11 protein-coding genes are annotated in these 16678 nt (G+C 72.0%); 3 read left to right on the forward strand and 8 right to left on the reverse strand.

Going from position 1 to position 16678, the window contains the following annotated elements; translation table 11 throughout:
- Positions 1 to 62 precede the first annotated feature (62 nt).
- From HCJ93_RS07015 to HCJ93_RS07045, 7 genes are all read right to left on the reverse strand, one after another.
- Positions 63 to 3779, reverse strand: a complete 3717-nt coding sequence (locus tag HCJ93_RS07015) for a ThuA domain-containing protein (RefSeq protein WP_167992074.1) — start codon at positions 3777 to 3779, stop codon at positions 63 to 65.
- Between the two features lie 272 nt (positions 3780 to 4051).
- Complete coding sequence (locus HCJ93_RS07020; protein ID WP_167992075.1) at positions 4052 to 5050, reverse strand: sugar phosphate isomerase/epimerase family protein; 999 nt, start codon at positions 5048 to 5050, stop codon at positions 4052 to 4054.
- Positions 5051 to 5065: 15 nt separating this feature from the next.
- The gene (locus tag HCJ93_RS07025; RefSeq protein WP_167992077.1) at positions 5066 to 6274 is read right to left on the reverse strand and encodes a Gfo/Idh/MocA family protein; all 1209 of its coding nucleotides are present in this window, start codon (positions 6272 to 6274) and stop codon (positions 5066 to 5068) included.
- A 239-nt stretch (positions 6275 to 6513) separates the two neighbouring features.
- Positions 6514 to 7566, reverse strand: coding sequence for a substrate-binding domain-containing protein (locus HCJ93_RS07030; protein WP_167992079.1), 1053 nt, complete (start codon positions 7564 to 7566; stop codon positions 6514 to 6516).
- 17 nt (positions 7567 to 7583) lie between these two features.
- A complete protein-coding gene (locus HCJ93_RS07035; protein WP_167992081.1) occupies positions 7584 to 8606 on the reverse strand; it encodes an ABC transporter permease in 1023 nt (340 codons plus the stop codon).
- A complete protein-coding gene (locus tag HCJ93_RS07040) occupies positions 8603 to 10120 on the reverse strand; it encodes a sugar ABC transporter ATP-binding protein (protein ID WP_167992083.1) in 1518 nt (505 codons plus the stop codon). Before HCJ93_RS07040 ends, HCJ93_RS07035 begins: the two co-directional genes overlap by 4 nt.
- A gap of 332 nt (positions 10121 to 10452) precedes the next feature.
- Positions 10453 to 11634, reverse strand: coding sequence for an ROK family protein (locus HCJ93_RS07045; RefSeq protein WP_167992084.1), 1182 nt, complete (start codon positions 11632 to 11634; stop codon positions 10453 to 10455).
- A gap of 332 nt (positions 11635 to 11966) precedes the next feature.
- On the opposite strand from HCJ93_RS07045, the gene HCJ93_RS07050 reads away from it, so the two are divergent.
- Positions 11967 to 13658: a serine/threonine-protein kinase gene (locus tag HCJ93_RS07050; RefSeq protein ID WP_167992086.1), complete on the forward strand. Its 1692-nt coding sequence runs from the start codon at positions 11967 to 11969 to the stop codon at positions 13656 to 13658.
- The gene (locus HCJ93_RS07055) at positions 13655 to 14563 is read left to right on the forward strand and encodes a hypothetical protein (protein WP_167992087.1); all 909 of its coding nucleotides are present in this window, start codon (positions 13655 to 13657) and stop codon (positions 14561 to 14563) included. Before HCJ93_RS07050 ends, HCJ93_RS07055 begins: the two co-directional genes overlap by 4 nt.
- 33 nt (positions 14564 to 14596) lie before the next feature.
- On the opposite strand, the gene HCJ93_RS07060 is transcribed toward HCJ93_RS07055, so the two are convergent.
- Positions 14597 to 15535 carry a beta-ketoacyl-ACP synthase III gene (locus HCJ93_RS07060; RefSeq protein ID WP_167992089.1) on the reverse strand — a complete coding sequence of 313 codons (939 nt, stop codon included), beginning with the start codon at positions 15533 to 15535 and terminating at the stop codon, positions 14597 to 14599.
- A gap of 269 nt (positions 15536 to 15804) precedes the next feature.
- Here HCJ93_RS07060 and fdhD point away from each other — a divergent pair, with 269 nt between their 5' ends.
- The gene (gene fdhD, locus HCJ93_RS07065) at positions 15805 to 16653 is read left to right on the forward strand and encodes a formate dehydrogenase accessory sulfurtransferase FdhD (RefSeq protein WP_167992091.1); all 849 of its coding nucleotides are present in this window, start codon (positions 15805 to 15807) and stop codon (positions 16651 to 16653) included.
- The last annotated feature ends 25 nt before the right edge of the window (positions 16654 to 16678 follow it).

The following is a 16678-nucleotide window of genomic DNA, read 5'->3' on the forward strand; positions in this document are numbered from 1 at the left end:
CCGGTGCCCTTCGCCCGGCGGGACGTCGGGCGGAGGTCCGGCGTCCTCCGCCCGGCGCCCGTCTAGTCGCCCTCGGCGGGCAGTTCCTTGAGCTGGATGTTGCGGAAGGAGACCTGGTCGTCCGGGCCGTGGTTCTGCAGGCCGATGTAGCCGTCCTTCAGGCTCCGTTCGGGATCGGTGTTGGTGAAGTCGTTGATCTTCGCTCCGTTGAGGAAGACCCGGATGCGTTCACCGGTGACCTTGATCTCGTAGGAGTTCCACTGGCCGGGCGGTCTGAGCACCTGGTCGCGGACCTTGATGTTGGCGGACTTGAAGGAGTAGATCGCGCCGGTGGTGCGGTCGGGTGCGTCGGTCGCGTCGATCTGGATCTCGTAGCCCTTGTCCACCGCCGACCAGGGGTCGTCGGAGGCGGGGAAGCCCACGAAGACTCCGGAGTTGTCGTCGCCGGCCATCTTCCAGTCGAGCTTGAGCGAGTACGAGCCCAGCTCCTTGGCCTGGTACCAGAGCAGGCCCATGCCGCCCTCGGACTCCATCACGCCGCCGTCCTTGACGACGAACCTGCCGGGTCCGGCCTGCTTCCAGCCGTCCAGGGTGTGGCCGTTGAAGATCTTCCGGTAGCCCTTGTCCGGCTTGCAGTCGGCTTTGGTCTGGCCGGTGGCGTACTGCAGGCCGCCGAGCAGATGGGCGCGGAAGGCCTCCTCGGCGTAGGACTCCTTGGTGTGGCCGCCACCGGTGTAGAAGGAGCGTCCGCCGCCGTAGTTCTGGCACCAGGCGATCGGGTGGTCGCCCTTCATGGTGCCGCCCTGGTAGGTGGTCTCGTCGAGGGTGGCGAGGACGCGGGCCTTGTCGCGCGGGTTGGTGCGGTAGTTGTACCACTCGTCGGTGCGCTCCCAGGCGTCGCCGAGGTGCGCGGTGGCCGGGTGGTCGTGGTTCTCGACCCGCACGGTGGCCTTCTGGATGGCCGGATGCGACTCGAAGTAGGCGCCGACGAGGCCGCCGTAGAACTCCCAGTCGTACTCGGTGTCGGCGGCGGCGTGGATGCCCATGTAGCCGCCCCCGTTGGCCACGTAGTTCTCGAACGCCTTCTGCTGGTCGGCGTTGAGCACGTCGCCGGTGGTGGAGAGGAAGACGACCGCGTCGTACTTGGCGAGGTTGGCCGTGGTGAACTGCCCGGCCTCCTCGGTGGCGTCGACGGTGATGCCCGCGGGACCGCCGAGTTCCTTCAGCGCGGCGATGCCGTCCGGGATGGAGTCGTGGCGGAAGCCGGCGGTCTTGGAGAAGACCAGGACCCTCTTGCCGTTGTTGTACGCCTGTTCGGAGAACTCGAAGTCGTCCACGTCGAACAGAGCGCCCTCGCCGCCCTTGAAGACCAGGTAGATCTCCGTGGTGCGCTTGGGCAGGGCCCGCAGCGGTACGTCGATGTCCTGGAAGGTCTCCCAGCTGCCGGTCGTCGGGATGTATGCGGAGCCGTGCAGGGTGCCCTCGGGGGATCCGGTGCGCAGCTCGATGAAGCCGCCGGCGCCGCCGGAGGAGGCCCGCACGGTCATCTTCTTCTGCCCGTCGAACCGGTACGGGGTGAAGGAGATCCAGTCGCCGTCGTGGACGTCGCCGACGGTCTTGCCGCCGTGGGCGGCGGGCTTGTCGATGACGGAGACGCCCTGCTGCTTGCCGAAGTGCTCGGCCTGGCGGTGCAGCGGCTGGAGCACGGCGCGTGCGGTGCCGGTCAGGGCCTCCTGGCCGTTGGCCCCGCCGTCGGTGTAGCTGGCACCGACGACGCCGTAGATGTTGGCGTTGGGGTCGTGGCCGCCGTCGCCGGGCGGCGGCTTCAGGGTGCCCTCACAGCCGTTCTCGCTGGTGAGCTCGTGGGCGTGGGAGTCGTGGCCCAGGCTGTAGACGACCTTGACCCTGGAGCAGTCGACCTTCTCCTCGGGGTCGGTGACGGTCACCTTGAACGGGACGGGCTCACCGAAGGCGGCCATGCTGCCGTTGCCCGGCACGTCGATCTTCACCGTGGGTTCGGTGTTGCCGACGACGATGCGCACGCTGGCGTTGCCGGTGTTGCCCTCGGGGTCCCTGGCGGTGAAGGTCGCGGTGTAGGTGCCCGTCTTCTTGTAGCGGTGGGTGGTGTTGAGTCCCTCGCCCTCGGTGCCGTCGCCGAAGTCCCAGCTGTAGGTGAGCTCCGGGGAGTCGGCGTCCTTGGCGGTGGCGGTGAAGGCGACCTTCAGCCCGGCCGCTCCGGAGGTCTTGTCGGCACTGACCTCGACGATCGGGGAGAAGCCGTCCTCGGCGTTCTCGATCCGGTAGAGCGCGGAGTGCTCGTCGCCCTGGAACCAGGACAGGCCGTAGTCGAGGACGTAGAGGGCGCCGTCGGGGCCGAACTCCATGTCCATGATCTGGGTGCCGGTCCACGGGAAGTCGTTGATCTTCTCGACGGTGCCGTCGGCGGTCTGCTCGATCCGCTTGATCCACCGGCGGCCGAACTCACCGGCGAAGAAGTCGCCGTCGAACTCCTCGGGGAACTTCACGGAGGAGTCCAGATCGGGGTCGTAGTGGTAGACGGGCCCGGCCATCGGGGACTCGGAGCCGGTGCCGAACTCGGGCACGCTGCCGCCGTCGTAGGGGATCCAGGCGGGCTGGGCGGGCGGCAGATCGACCAGGCCCGTGTTGTGCCGCGAGGTGTTCTTCGGCGCGTCGCAGTCGAAGGTCTCGCCGGAGGTCCCGGTGGCGAAGTCGTAGTCGACGTACGGGTCGTTGGCGCCGGTGCAGAACGGCCAGCCGTAGTTGCCGGGCTCGGTGATGCGGGCGAACTCGACCTGGCCGCCGGGGCCGCGCTGGGGGTCGGCGGTGCCGGCGTCGGGGCCGTAGTCGCCGACGTAGACGACGCCGGTCTTCTCGTCGACGCTCATCCGGAAGGGGTTGCGGAAGCCCATCGCGTAGATCTCCGGACGGGTCTTCTCGGTGCCCGGCGGGAAGAGGTTGCCCTCGGGGACGGTGTAGGAGCCGTCCTCGGCGACCTTGATGCGCAGGATCTTGCCGCGCAGGTCGTTGGTGTTGCCGGAGCTGCGGCGGGCGTCGAAGGCGGGATTGCGGTCGTCCCGCTCGTCGATCGGGGTGTAGCCGTCGGAGGCGAAGGGGTTGGTGTCGTCGCCCGTGGACAGGTAGAGGTTGCCGTCGGCGTCGAAGTCGATGTCGCCGCCGACGTGGCAGCAGATGCCACGGGAGGCGGGGACGTCGAGGATCTTCTTCTCGCTGTCCAGGTCGAGGGTGCCGTTGGGCCTGAGGACGAAGCGGGAGAGGCGGTTGACGCCGTCGAACTTCTCGAAGTCCTCGGCGGTGCCGGTCTCCGGTGCGTCGCCGGCGGGGGTGTCGAGCGGCGGGGCGTAGTAGAGGTAGATCGCCCGGTTCTTCTCGAAGCCGGGATCGACGCCGACGCCCTGCAGGCCTTCCTCGTCGTGGTTGTAGACGTCGAGCCGGCCGGCGACCTTGGTGGTGCCGCCCGCGTCGGTCAGGCGCAGGGTGCCGTCGCGCGAGGTGTGCAGGACGCTTCTGTCCGGGAGGACGGCGAGCGACATGGGTTCGCCCATCTCGGGCTCGCCCTTGGCGAGCGGCACCTGCTGGAACTGCCCTTCGGCGGCGGCCGGTGCGTCCGCGGCCGGCTGGGCTCCGGCGAGGGTCGCCGGGGTGCCCACGGCCAGCAGGAGGCCGGTGAACAGGGCGAGGGGGGTGCGAAGCCGGTGGCGCCTGGCGGGTGTTCTGCCTCTGAGTCTGCTTCTGTGCACGAGATCCCTCCGGGAACGGGATGGGCCGTACGGGATGGGTGCTTGACGTGCAGTCGTGCGGGCGCCGGGGTGCGCCGTCACCCCGGAGAGCGAATGTGTCCTGGACACCTCAAGAACAGGACACCTCAAGGACGGTAGCCGCCTTCGTTCGGAACCAACACCCCGTCCAACGGAATCGGTTGAACTTTTTCCCAACGCAGGACAAAGGCGGCATCAGGGCAGGCCGGACCGGGGACCGGCGGCACCTCCGGTCCCCGGATCCGGGCTGCCGATCAGCTGTTGAAGGCGGCGTCGAAGGAAGCGGAGGGCGGCTCGTAGTCGAACGCCTTCAGGCGGCGCAGCGCCTCGGGCGCTCCCTGGAGCCGGTCCATGCCGGCGTCCTCCCACTCGACGGAGACGGGCCCCTCGTAGCCGATGGAGCGCAGCATGCGGAAGACGTCCTCCCAGGGGACGTCGCCGTGCCCCGCGGAGACGAAGTCCCAGCCGCGCCGCGGGTCGCCCCAGGGCAGGTGGGAGCCGAGGCGGCCGTTGCGGCCGTCCAGGCGCTTGCGGGCCTCCTTGCAGTCGACGTGGTAGATCCGGTCGCGGAAGTCCCACAGGAAACCGACCGGGTCGAGGTCCTGCCAGACGAAGTGCGAGGGGTCGAAGTTGAGGCCGAAGGCCGGCCGGTGGTCCACGGCCTCGAGCGCCCGCCGGGTGGTCCAGTAGTCGTAGGCGATCTCACTGGGGTGCACCTCGTGCGCGAAGCGCACGCCCTCGGCGTCGAAGACGTCCAGGATCGGGTTCCAGCGGTCGGCGAAGTCCTGGTAGCCGCGCTCGATCATCGACTCGGGAGCGGGCGGGAACATGGCGACCAGGTGCCAGATGGCCGAGCCGGTGAAGCCGATGACGGTGTCCACCCCGAACCGCGCGGCCGCGCGGGCGGTGTCCTTCATGCGTTCCGCCGCCCGCTGCCGCACCCCCTCCGGGTCGCCGTCGCCCCAGATGTCCGCGGGCAGGATGCCCTGATGGCGTTCGTCGATGATGGCGTCGCACACCGCCTGGCCCACCAGGTGGTTGGAGATCGCCCAGCACTTCAGGCCGTACTTGTCGAGCAGCTGGTGGCGGGAGTCGACGTAGCCGGGGTCGGCGAGGGCCTTGTCGACCTCGAAGTGGTCGCCCCAGCAGGCGAGTTCGAGGCCGTCGTAGCCGAAGTCGCGGGCGAGCCGGCAGACCTCCTCGAGCGGCAGGTCGGCCCACTGTCCGGTGAACAGGGTGAAGTTGCGCGGCATCTGAAATCCGTCCTCTCAGGCGGCGATCGGGGTGTAGACGGAGTTCTTCTGGGCGCTCTCCTCCACCGCCGCCAGTACGCGCTGCACCTGCAGCCCGTCGGCGAAGGAGGGTTCGGGCGTGCGCCCGTCGGCGATCGCGTGGACCAGGTCGCGGGCCTGGTGCACGAAGGTGTGCTCGTAGCCGAGTCCGTGGCCCGGCGGCCACCAGGCCTCCAGGTAGGGGTGATCGGGTTCGGTGACCAGGATGCGGCGGAAGCCGGCGTGCGTGCCGGGTTCGGTGCCGTCGTGGTACTCCAGCTCGTTGAGCCGCTCCAGGTCGAAGGCGAGGGAGCCGCGGTCGCCGTTGAGCTCCAGGCGCAGGGCGTTCTTGCGGCCGGTGGCGTACCGGGTGGCCTCGAAGGTGGCGACGGCGCCGGAGGCGAAGCGGGCGGTGAACACGGCGGCGTCGTCGACGGTGACCTCGCCGGTGCCGGCGGCGGAGACGGCGGCGAGGCCGCTGCTGGGCGCGGTGGGCAGCGGGCGCTGCTTGACGAAGGTCTCGGTGAGCGCGGACACGCCCGCCAGGCGCTCGCCCGCGACGTGCTGGGCCAGGTCCACGATGTGCGCTCCGAGGTCGCCCAGCGAGCCGGAGCCGGCCCGTTCGCGGCGCAGCCGCCAGGTGAGCGGGAACTGCGGGTCCACGAGCCAGTCCTGAAGGTACGTCACGCGCACGTGGCGCAGGGTGCCGATGCGGCCCTCGGCGACCATCCGCCGGGCCAGTGCGGTGGCCGGGACGCGCCGGTAGTTGAAGCCGACCATCGCCACCTGGCCGCGTCCCGCGGCCTCCTCGGCGGCCCGGGTCATCTCCTCGGCCTCGGCGACGGTGTTGGCGAGGGGCTTCTCGCACAGCACGTGCTTGCCGGCGGCGAGGGCGGCCAGCGCGATCTCGGCGTGGCTGTCGCCCGGGGTGCAGATGTCGACGAGGTCGACGTCGTCGCGTTCCACCAGGGCACGCCATTCGGTCTCGGTCGCCGCCCAGCCGTGCCGGTCGGCCGCCGCTTGCACGGCGTCGGCGTTCCGGCCGCAGATCACGGCCAGTTCGGGGCTCAGCGGCAGGTCGAAGACGCGGCCCGCGGTGCGCCATCCCTGGGAGTGGGCGGCGCCCATGAACGCGTAGCCGACCATGCCGACACGCAGCGGCGGCTTCCCCGTGTCCGCCCCTGCTGACGCTTGCGGCTGTGCCATGCGGATGTCCTCCTCGTCGTCGTGTCGGGCGGGGACGGCTCCCCGCCCGGGTCCGTCTGACGCGCCCCCGTGTCCGCCCGGAGGGCGGCCCTCGCAGGGCGGGCGGGGGCCGGCAGACAGGCCCCAGGGGGTGTGCGCGGCTCGCGTGGTGCGCCGGCGGCTCACCGGCGCGGGCCGCACACCGTCTCCCGGGGGCGGGCCCCGCCCGGTGGGCTGGTCAGGCCCGTGGGCCGGGGCTCCTACTTGAAGCCGGTGGACATGTACTGATCGACGTTGGTCTTGTCGACGACGGCCGAGTAGAGGGTGATCGACGCCGGGATCTCGTACTCGGCGAGGCCGCCGACGCCCTTGCTCTGGCCGAGAGCGCGGGCGAGGTCGATCGCGGAGGCGGCCATGGTCGGCGGGTACAGGACGGTGGCCTTGAGCACCCCGTTGTCGGCCTTGATGGCCTGGAAGGCGGAGAGCGCGCCGGCGCCGCCGACCATCAGGAAGTCGTCCCGCCCGGCCTGCTCGATGGCGCGCAGCGCGCCCACGCCCTGGTCGTCGTCGTGGTTCCACAGCGCGTCGAACTCGGGCTGCGCCTGGAGCAGCTGGGCCATCTTGGCCTGGCCGGACTCGACGGTGAACTCGGCGGCCTGGCGGGCGACCTTCTTGATGTTGGGGTAGTTCTTCAGGGCGTCGTCGAAGCCCTGGGTGCGCTGCTTGGTGAGCTCCAGGTTGTCCAGGCCGGCGAGTTCGATGACCCGGGCGTTCTTCTTGTCCTTGAGCTTCTCGCCGATGTAGTGGCCGGCGTTGAGGCCCATGCCGTAGTTGTCGCCGCCGATCCAGCAGCGGTAGGCCTGCGGGGAGTTGAAGATGCGGTCCAGGTTGATCACGGGTATGCCGGCCCGCATCGCCTTCAGACCGACCTGGGTGAGCGCCTTGCCGTCGGCCGGCAGGATCACCAGGACGTCGACCTTCTTGTTGATCAGGGTCTCGATCTGGCCGATCTGCTGGGCGGTGTCGTTGGAGCCCTCGGTGATCTCCAGGGTGACGTCGGAGTACTTCTCGGCGCGCTTCTTGGCGTTGTCGTTGATGGCGTTGAGCCAGCCGTGGTCGGCCTGGGGGCCGGCGAAGCCGATGGTGACCGGCTTGCCGGGCTTGTCGTCGGCGGCGGGCTGGTCGTTCGCGGCCGGCTCGTCCTTGTCACTGGACTCGTTGCTCGTGCACCCGGTGAGGAAGGCACCGGCGGACACGGCGGCGGCTCCGAACAGGAGACCTCTGCGGCTCGCGAAAGGCATGTGCTCTGGCATGGCGGTGAACCCTTTCCTCAGGTCGTGCTCGCGGTACGGCGCTGGACCAGCACGGCGGCGACGATGATCGCTCCCTTGGCGATCTGCTGGACGTCGCTCTGCAGGTTGTTCAGGGCGAAGATGTTGGTGATGGTGGTGAAGATCAGGACGCCGAGGACGGAGCCGACGATGGTGCCGCGGCCCCCGGTGAGCAGGGTGCCGCCGATGATCGCGGCGGCGATGGCGTCGAGTTCGTAGAGGTTGCCGTTGGTGTTCTGACCGGAGCCGGACAGGACGATCAGCAGGAAGGCCGCGATGCCGCAGCACAGCCCGGACAGCAGGTAGAGATAGAGCCGCTGGCGGCGGACGTCGATGCCCGCCAGCCGGGCGGCCTCCGCGTTGCCGCCGACGGCGACGGTGCGGCGGCCGAAGGTGGTCCGGTTCAGCAGCAGCCAGCCGATGACGGTGACCACGCCGAACACCAGCACCAGCGGCGGGACGCCGAGCACATAGGCGTCGCGTTCGCCGAGGTCGAGGACGCTGGGGACGGTGACGACCTGGGTGCGTCCCTCGGTGATCTGCAGGGCGAGACCGCGGGCCGAGGCGAGCATCGCGAGCGTGGCGATGAACGGGACCATGCCTCCGTAGGCGATGAGCACCCCGTTGACCAGTCCGCAGCCGACGCCGACCGCGATCGAGGTGAACAGGATGCCGCCGAACCCGTACTCCTGGGTGGCCACGGTGGTGGCCCACACCGAGGCGAGGGCGACGATCGCGCCGACCGACAGGTCGATGCCGCCGGAGGTGATGACGAAGGTCATGCCGACGGTGACCACGCCGATGACCGACGCCTGGGTGAGGACGAGCTGCAGATTGCGGGTGTCGAGGAACTGGTCCGGTTTGGTGATGCCGCCGATCAGCACGAGCACGGCGAGCACGCCGAGCAGCGACAGGGTGCGGACGTCGGCGCGGGACCACACGGCGCGCCAGGCGGGCGCCTGGCCGGCCGGCGGGACCTTGCCGGTTCTGTCGTCCCGCGGCGGGGAGACGGGCTGCGTCATGACGCCGGGCTTCCTTCCATGACCAGGTCGAGTACACGGTGTTCGTCGAGCTCACGGGCGGGGGCGGTGTGGACGACCCGGCCCTCGCGCAGCACGAGCACACGGTCGGCGAGGCCGAGCACCTCGGGGACCTCGCTGGAGACCAGCAGCACGGCGAGGCCCTCGTCCGCCAGCCGGCGGACCACCGCGTACAGTTCGGCGCGGGCGCCGACGTCGACGCCGCGGGTGGGTTCGTCCAGCAGCAGCACCCGGCAGCCGCGCAGCAGCCAGCGGGCGAGCACGGCCTTCTGCTGGTTGCCGCCGGACAGGGTGCGCACGGGCACGTCCGGGTTGTCGGGGCGCAGGGACAGCTCGCGGGTGGCGGCGCGGGCCGCGCCGAGTTCGGCGCCGCGGTCGATCCAGCCGGCGCGCGAGAAGCGGGACATGGAGGAGACCGACACATTGCGGGTGACGGACTCCAGCATCAGCAGCGCCTGCGCCTTGCGCTCCTCGGGGGCGAGACCGACCCCGGCGCGCACGGCGGCGCGCACGCTGCCTGGTTTGAGCGGCTTGCCGTCGACGAGGACGCGTCCGGTGTCGGGGCGGCGGGCGCCGTAGACGGTCTCCAGGATCTCGGAGCGTCCGGACCCGACCAGCCCGGCGAGCCCGACGATCTCCCCGGCCCGCACCTGGAGGTCCAGCGGCTCGAACTCGCCCTGCCGGGAGAGCTTCTCGACGGTGAGCACGGGGGCGGTCTCGGGGGCGGAGGAGGGCCGCTCGGGGAAGACGTACTCCACGTTGCGGCCGGTCATCAGCGACACCACCTCACGGGTGGGCGTGGACTTGGCGGGCAGTCCGACGGCGACCGCCCGGCCGTCCTTCAGCACGGTCACCCGGTCGCCGATGCGCCGGATCTCCTCGAGCCGGTGGGAGATGTAGACGACGGCGACTCCGTCGGCGGTGAGGTCGCCGACGATGCGGAAGAGGTTGTCGACCTCGTCCGGGTCCAGGGCTGCGGACGGCTCGTCCATCACGATCAGCCGCACGTCGTGGGAGAGCGCCCGCGCCATGGACACGATCTGCTGCTGGGCGGCGGACAACTCCCCCACCAGCCGGGCGGGATCGATCTCCGGATGCCCGAGCCGCTTGAGCAGCCCGGCGGTCGCCTCCCTGGCGGCCCGGCCGCGGACGACGAAGCCCGCGGCCGTGGGCTCGTGACCGAGGTGCACGTTCTCGGCGACCGACATGTGCTCCACCAGGTCGAGTTCCTGGTAGATGGTGGCGATGCCGAGGCGCATGGCGGCGATCGGGGAACGCAGCGTGACCTCCTCGCCGCGCCAGCGGATGGTGCCGGTGTCGGGCTGGTGGGCTCCGGCCAGCACCTTGATCAGGGTGGACTTGCCGGCGCCGTTCTGGCCCAGCAGGCAGTGCACCTCGCCGGCCTGGACGTCGAGGTCGACGCCGTCCAGGGCCCGGACGCCGGGGAACGACTTGGTGATGCCGGACATGCTGAGCAGCGGTGGTTCGGGTGCCATGCGGACTTCCCCTCGGCGGACGTTCGGGCCGGTGTCAGGGCGTGCTCGGTGGAGCGGTGTCGGCGTGCTCGGTCGTGACGTTGACTGTGCGTTCGGTCGGACGTTGTCTGTGTGCTCGGACGGGCGTTGCCTGTGCGCTCAGTCGGACGCTGTCTGTGTGCTCGGACGGACGTGTCGGCTTCCCTGTACTGCTCTGTGATGCTCTGTGTGGTTCTGTCGGGTCTGCGGTCGGCTCGGTAGAACGTTGTCAGGGCAGGGCGGAGCGGCGTGGGGGGACGAGCGGTGGTGGTGCTGCGCGGTGCCGGCCGGGCCGGCGGTGGTGCGGTGCCCGGCTACGCGGGCGAGAACAGGTGGTCGCTGATGAGCCGGGCCGCGCCGATGACGCCGGCGGTGGGCCCCAGCTCGCCGAGGACGATGGGCAGGTTGCCGGTCGCCAGCGGCAGCGACTGGCGGTAGACCTGGGTGCGGATGGCGGCGAGCAGGGTGTGACCGAGGCCGGTCACCCCGCCGCCGATCACCACGAGGCCCGGGTTGAAGAAGCTGACCAGGCCGGCGATGACCTGGCCGGTGCGGTTGCCGCCCTCGCGGATCAGGTCGAGGGAGGTGGCGTCCCCGGCGGCGGCCGCCGCGGCGACGTCGACGGCGGTGAGCGTGCCGTGGTTCTCCAGGCGGGCGGCGAGTTCCGGTGACCGGTTCTGCTGGGCGGCCTCCAGCGCGTCGCGGGCGAGGGCGGCGCCGGAGAAGTGGGCCTCCAGGCAGCCCCGGTTGCCGCAGGCGCACGGGTGGCCGTCGGGCACCGCCTGGATGTGCCCTATGTCGCCGGCGCTGCCCGTCGTACCGCGGTAGACCTCACCGCCGACGACGATGCCGCAGCCGATGCCGGTGCCGATCTTGACGCAGAGGAAGTCGGCGACGGTGCGGGCGACTCCGGCGTGCTGCTCGCCCATCGCCATCAGGTTCACGTCGTTGTCGACCATCACCGGGCAGCCGAGTTCCTGGCTGAGCGCCTCCCGTACGGGGAAGCCGTCCCAGCCGGGCATGATCGGCGGGGCCACCGGGACGCCCTCGGGGAACCGCACCGGTCCGGGGACGCCGATGCCGGCGCCGTCGAAGCCCTCGGCGAGCCCGGAGGCCTTGAGCTTGGCGGCCATGGACAGCACCTGCTCGAAGACCGCGACGGGCCCCTCCCGGACGTCCATGGGCTGGTTGATGTGCCCGAGGATCTCCAGTTCGGCGTTGGTGACGGCGACATCTATGGAGGTCGCGCCGATGTCGACGCCGAGGAACCGCAGATGCGGGTTGAGGCGGATGTTGTGCGACCTGCGGCCGCCGCGCGAGGCCGCGAGCCCGTCGGCCACCACCAGCTCCGTCTCCAGGAGCCGGTCCACCTCCACGGCCAGCTTCGACCGCGACAGGTCGACCTGGTCTCCCAGCTGGGCCCGGGAGTTGGGGCCGCCGTCCCGCAACAGCTTCAGCAGCCGGGCCTGATGGGCGTTCGCGGGTCGCGCCGTCATACGTCTCACGAGCCCCTCCCCGCCTCGGTCGGCTGGCGTGCACCGGATTCCGGCCACCTGCGTGGCGCTTGCTTTCGGAGGGAAAGTAGCAGCGGCTGCCGAGCGTGGGAAGAAGTCTCGCAGGAATTGCCCCCTACTTTTTCCACTCAGAGGACAAAGACGGTCCGCCGGCCCGGTCCGGACGGACGGAAACCCGCGAACTACGGGCCGGTACGGGTGAGTACGCCCACCCCCGCAACCGTGCGCACCGCAGAAGTGTCTGAGGTCGCGAGGGCCGGGTGCCGCGGAGTGCGTGAGACCTCCGGGCGACGGCCGGCCCCGGGGAGAGACCGATGAGCACATGGACGGTGCCCGGATACACCGAGTCGCTGGAACTCGGGTCCGGGGCGAGCGGGCGGGTGGTCCTCGCCCTCCACGAGGGGACCGGCGTCCCCGTCGCGGTGAAGTACCTCAGTGAGTCCCTGCGCAGCCGCCCGGACTTCGTGCGGGACTTCCGTGCGGAGGCCCGGCTGCTCGCCGGCCTGGACAGCCCTCATGTCGCCGGGCTGTACGAGTACGTGGAGAGCCCGGACGGCGCCGCCATCGTGATGGAGCTGGTCGACGGCGTCTCCCTGCGCACGGTGCTGTCCCGGCAGGGCTCGCTGGCCGCCGAGGCGGCGCTGGTGGTCCTCAAGGGCTCGCTGCTCGGCCTCGCCGACGCACACCGGGTGGGCGTGGTGCACCGCGACTACAAGCCGGAGAACGTCCTGGTGGACCCCGCGGGCCTGTCGAAGCTGGTGGACTTCGGCATCGCCGTGAACTCGGGGACCCGGGGCGGCGTGGCCGGAACCCCCTCCTACATGGCGCCCGAGCAGTGGCGCGGCGACCCGGCCTCCCCGTCCACCGACGTGTACGCCGCCACGGCCACCTTCTTCGAGTGCCTGACCGGCCACAAGCCCTACCCGGGCGGCAACATCGCCGAACTCGCGCTGCGGCACACCGAGGCGCCGGTGCCCGAGGAGGACGTGCCGGAACCGGTACGGCCGCTGGTGCGGCGGGGTCTGGCGAAGGACCCGGCGCAACGGCCGGACGACGCGCGGGCGTTCGTCACCGAGCTGGAGGCGGTTGCCGTCGCCGCGTACGGGGAGGACTGGGAGGAACGCGGCCGGGGCAGGCTGGCCGCGCTGGTGGCGCTGCTCGCCCTGCTGCTCCCCTCGGCCCGCACGGACCCGCGCTCGGTGACCGACACCGCGCACACCGTGCTCCGGCCCGAGCCCCGCCCGGTCCGGGCGCGGGAGTGGCTGCCCACCGGCCCCGGCGTGGTCGTGGCCGCCGCCGCGGCGGTCATGGCGATCGTGCTGGCCCACAGCGCGCCCGCCGCCGGCCCTGACGCACGGAAGGCGGCCGAGGCCTTCGCCACCACCAGCGCCCGGCCCGGCATCACCGCGGGCCCCGTGCCCGGCCCGGATGCCGCCACCACTCCCCCGGCGCCCGGCACGTCCGGCGCACCGTCCGCCGGCTCCGGCAGCCCGTCGGACGCGGCCACGTCCCCGGCGGCGGACGAGGACGGGGACGTGGCCCCGGAGACGGACGCAGACACCGGCACCGATACCGGCGGCCCGGGCGACGGCACCGCGCCGGAACCCCCCACCGGCCCCGGGGACGGCACGCCCCCGTCGGCTGAGGAGCCCCCGTCCGACCCGGATCCGGAGCCCGAGGCTCCGGCCGTGAAGGACATCTCCGTCACCGACTTCCGGCAGACGGGGACCGACACCGCGACGGTCACCGTCACCGTCCACACCGACGGTCCCGGACCGGTGTCGGTCACGCTCGACTGGTTCACCGGCGACGCGGCCGGGGGTCCCGGCACGGCCGACGGTGCCCAGGTCTTCCAGCGCAGCGGCGCCACCCAGTACACGATCACCGCCCCGCACACCTTCCAGAACCGGGCCTGCTACTGGACGGTGCGGGCCTCGACCCGCCCCGCGCCGGCCGACGGCGGCGCCTCGCAGCAACTGCTCACCAAGCGGTGTGATCTGCGATGACGGACCCGGAGGAACTCGGCCGCCCGTCCGGTCCGGCCCCGGCGCCCGAGAGCGAGGAGTACAGCGCCACCGTGCTGGCCTCACACTGGGTGCAGCGCCCCGGACCGGACGCCGAGACGGCCGCCATGACGGCCACGGGGCGCGAGGACGACCGCCGGCCGGGTGCGCGGGACACGGTGCGCGACACCGGGGCGGGCACGGGCAGCGCGGTGCGCGACGCCACCGGGGCAGGCACGGTCGGCACGGTGCGCGACGCCACCGGGGCAGGCGCGCGCGACGCGAAGCGCGACGACAGCACCGGACCGGGTGCGCGCGGCACGCTCCGCCACAACGACGGCGGACCGGGGGCGCACAGCGTCCGCCCGGACCGGATCGAGGGGACGGTGCTGCGTTTCGGCCCCGGCGTGCAGGCCGCCCTCGCCCGCCGTTCGCACGCCCCCGCCACGCCGGCCTCGCGGGCCACGGCCCATGTCACCCTGCCCATCGCCACCGAGCCGTTGCGACGCGTCCGCCGCCGCGGGCTGCGCCGCCACGCTCTACCGGTCCTGGCAGTGATCGCCGCTCTGGCATTCCTCGCCTGGCAGCGCCTCGGCCCCGGCCCGGCGCTCCGTCAGGTCACCGTCACCGCCGACCCCGGGACGGTCGCCTGCGACGGCACCGCCGACCTCGTCGCCACGGTCACCACCGACGGCCGCCCGGGCACCCTCACCTACCGCTGGATCCGCAGCGACGGCACCTCCTCCGGCATGCTGCGCGAGGACCTGGCGCGCGGTCAGACCCGCGCGCGGCTGCACCTGCTGTGGACCTTCGAGGGGAAGGGCCGCTATCAGGCCCACGCCGAGCTGCGGTTCGTCTCCCCCGCCGGCCCGTCGGCCCGGACGGAGCTCACCTACGACTGCCCCTGACACCCGAGGGCCCGGAACGCCCGGCCCGGTGCATCAGGGGCAGCGGACGACCTGCCCCGCGTAGGAGAGATTGCCGCCGAAGCCGAACAGCAGCACCGGGTCGCCGGTGGTCAGCTCGCCCCGCTCGACCAGCTTGGACAGCGCCAGCGGGATGGACGCGGCCGAGGTGTTGCCGGAGTCGGTGACATCGCGGGCGACCACGGCGTCGACCGCGCCCAGCCGGGCCGCGAGGGGTTCGATGATGCGCAGGTTCGCCTGGTGCAGCACGACGCCGGCGAGGTCCTCCGGTGCCAGGCCCGCCTTCGCGCAGACCTGGCGGGCGAGGGACGGCAGCCGGGTGGTCGCCCAGCGGTAGACGCTCTGCCCCTCCTGCGCGAACCGGGGCGGCGTCCCCTCGATCCGCACCGCGTGCCCCATCTCGGGCACCGAACCCCACAGCACCGGCCCGATGCCCGCCTCCTCGGCGGCCTCCACGACCGCGGCGCCCGCACCGTCACCGACGAGCACACAGGTGGAGCGGTCGGTCCAGTCCGTGACGTCGGACATCTTGTCGGCGCCGATCACCAGCGCCCGCTGCGCCGCACCGGCCCGCAGGGCGTGGTCCGCGGTCGCCAGCGCGTGCGGGAACCCGGCGCACACCACGTTCACGTCCAGCACGGCAGGGCAGGGGATGCCGAGGCGGGCCGCGACCCGGGCGGCCATGTTCGGCGAGCGGTCGATCGCCGTGGAGGTCGCGACCACCACCAGGTCGATGTCGGCGGCGGTGCGGCCGGCCGCCGCCAGCGCCTTGGCGGCGGCGTGCGCCGCCAGTTCGTCGACCGGCTCCTCGGGGCCGGCGATGTGGCGGGTGCGGATGCCCACCCGGCTCGTGATCCACGCGTCGCTGGTGTCGACCATGCCCGCGAGCTCCTCGTTGGTGAGCACCCGGGCGGGCTGGTAGTGGCCGACGGCGCTGATCCGCGAGCCGGTCATGGGTGGTCCCCCTGTCAGTCGGTAACGGGATGCACCAGTCTGATCAGTGACCGACCAGTACGAGGGCAGGTGAAGCGACAGGAAACGGGTGCCGCCCTTGTCGGCTTCCGTGACATCTGCGCCGTGGCGCTCCCAGCTTTCGTGCATCCGCCCCGTGCCCCCCGCAGGCCCGGGTGCACCCGTGCCGTGCCTCCGGCAGTCCGTGCCGTGCCGCCCGCAGTCCGGCTCCGCCGACGGGCGTCCGTTCCCGCTCGGGGACAATGGACGGCATGGGACGAGTGACGGAACGACGCAAGGTGGTCCGGGTCCGGGACGGAGCGGTCACCGGCCGTCCCGACACACTCGTCGCCGAGGAACCCCTGGAGATCCGGCTGAACGGCAGGCCGCTGGCGATCACCATGCGCACGCCGGGCGACGACTTCGCGCTGGCCGCCGGATTCCTGGTCAGCGAGGGCGTGCTCGGCACGGCGTCCGAGCTGCGCAACATCGTGTACTGCGCGGGCGCGACGGCCGACGGCGCCAACACCTACAACGTGGTCGACGTGCAGACCGCGCCGGGCGTGGCGATCCCGGACATCACCCTGGAGCGCAACGTCTACACCACCTCCTCCTGCGGTCTGTGCGGCAAGGCGAGCCTGGACGCGGTCCGCACCACGGCCCGCTGGCCGCTTGCCGACACGCCCCCGCTGCGCCTGACCACCGAACTGCTGTCCCGGCTGCCCGAGCGGCTGCGCGCCGCCCAGCGGGTCTTCGACCGGACCGGCGGGCTGCACGGGGCGGCCCTGTTCGGCGAGGACGGCGAACTGCTGGACGTACGGGAGGACGTCGGCCGGCACAACGCGGTCGACAAGCTGGTCGGCCGGGCGCTGCAGGCGGGTGACCTGCCGCTGTCCCGGACGGTGCTGATGGTCTCCGGGCGGGCCTCCTTCGAGCTGGCGCAGAAGGCCGTGATGGCGGGCATCCCGGTCCTGGCCGCCGTCTCCGCCCCGTCGTCCCTGGCCGTCGACCTGGCCACGGAGACCGGTATGACCCTGGTGGGCTTCCTGCGCGGCACCTCCATGAACATCTACGCGGGCGAGCACCGCATCGCCCTGCCCGCCCCGGCCGGCCACGCCTGACCCACCTGGGCGGCCACCTGTCACT

This window comes from Streptomyces composti (assembly GCF_012034205.1).
Taxonomy (GTDB): Bacteria; Actinomycetota; Actinomycetes; order Streptomycetales; family Streptomycetaceae; genus Streptomyces; species Streptomyces composti.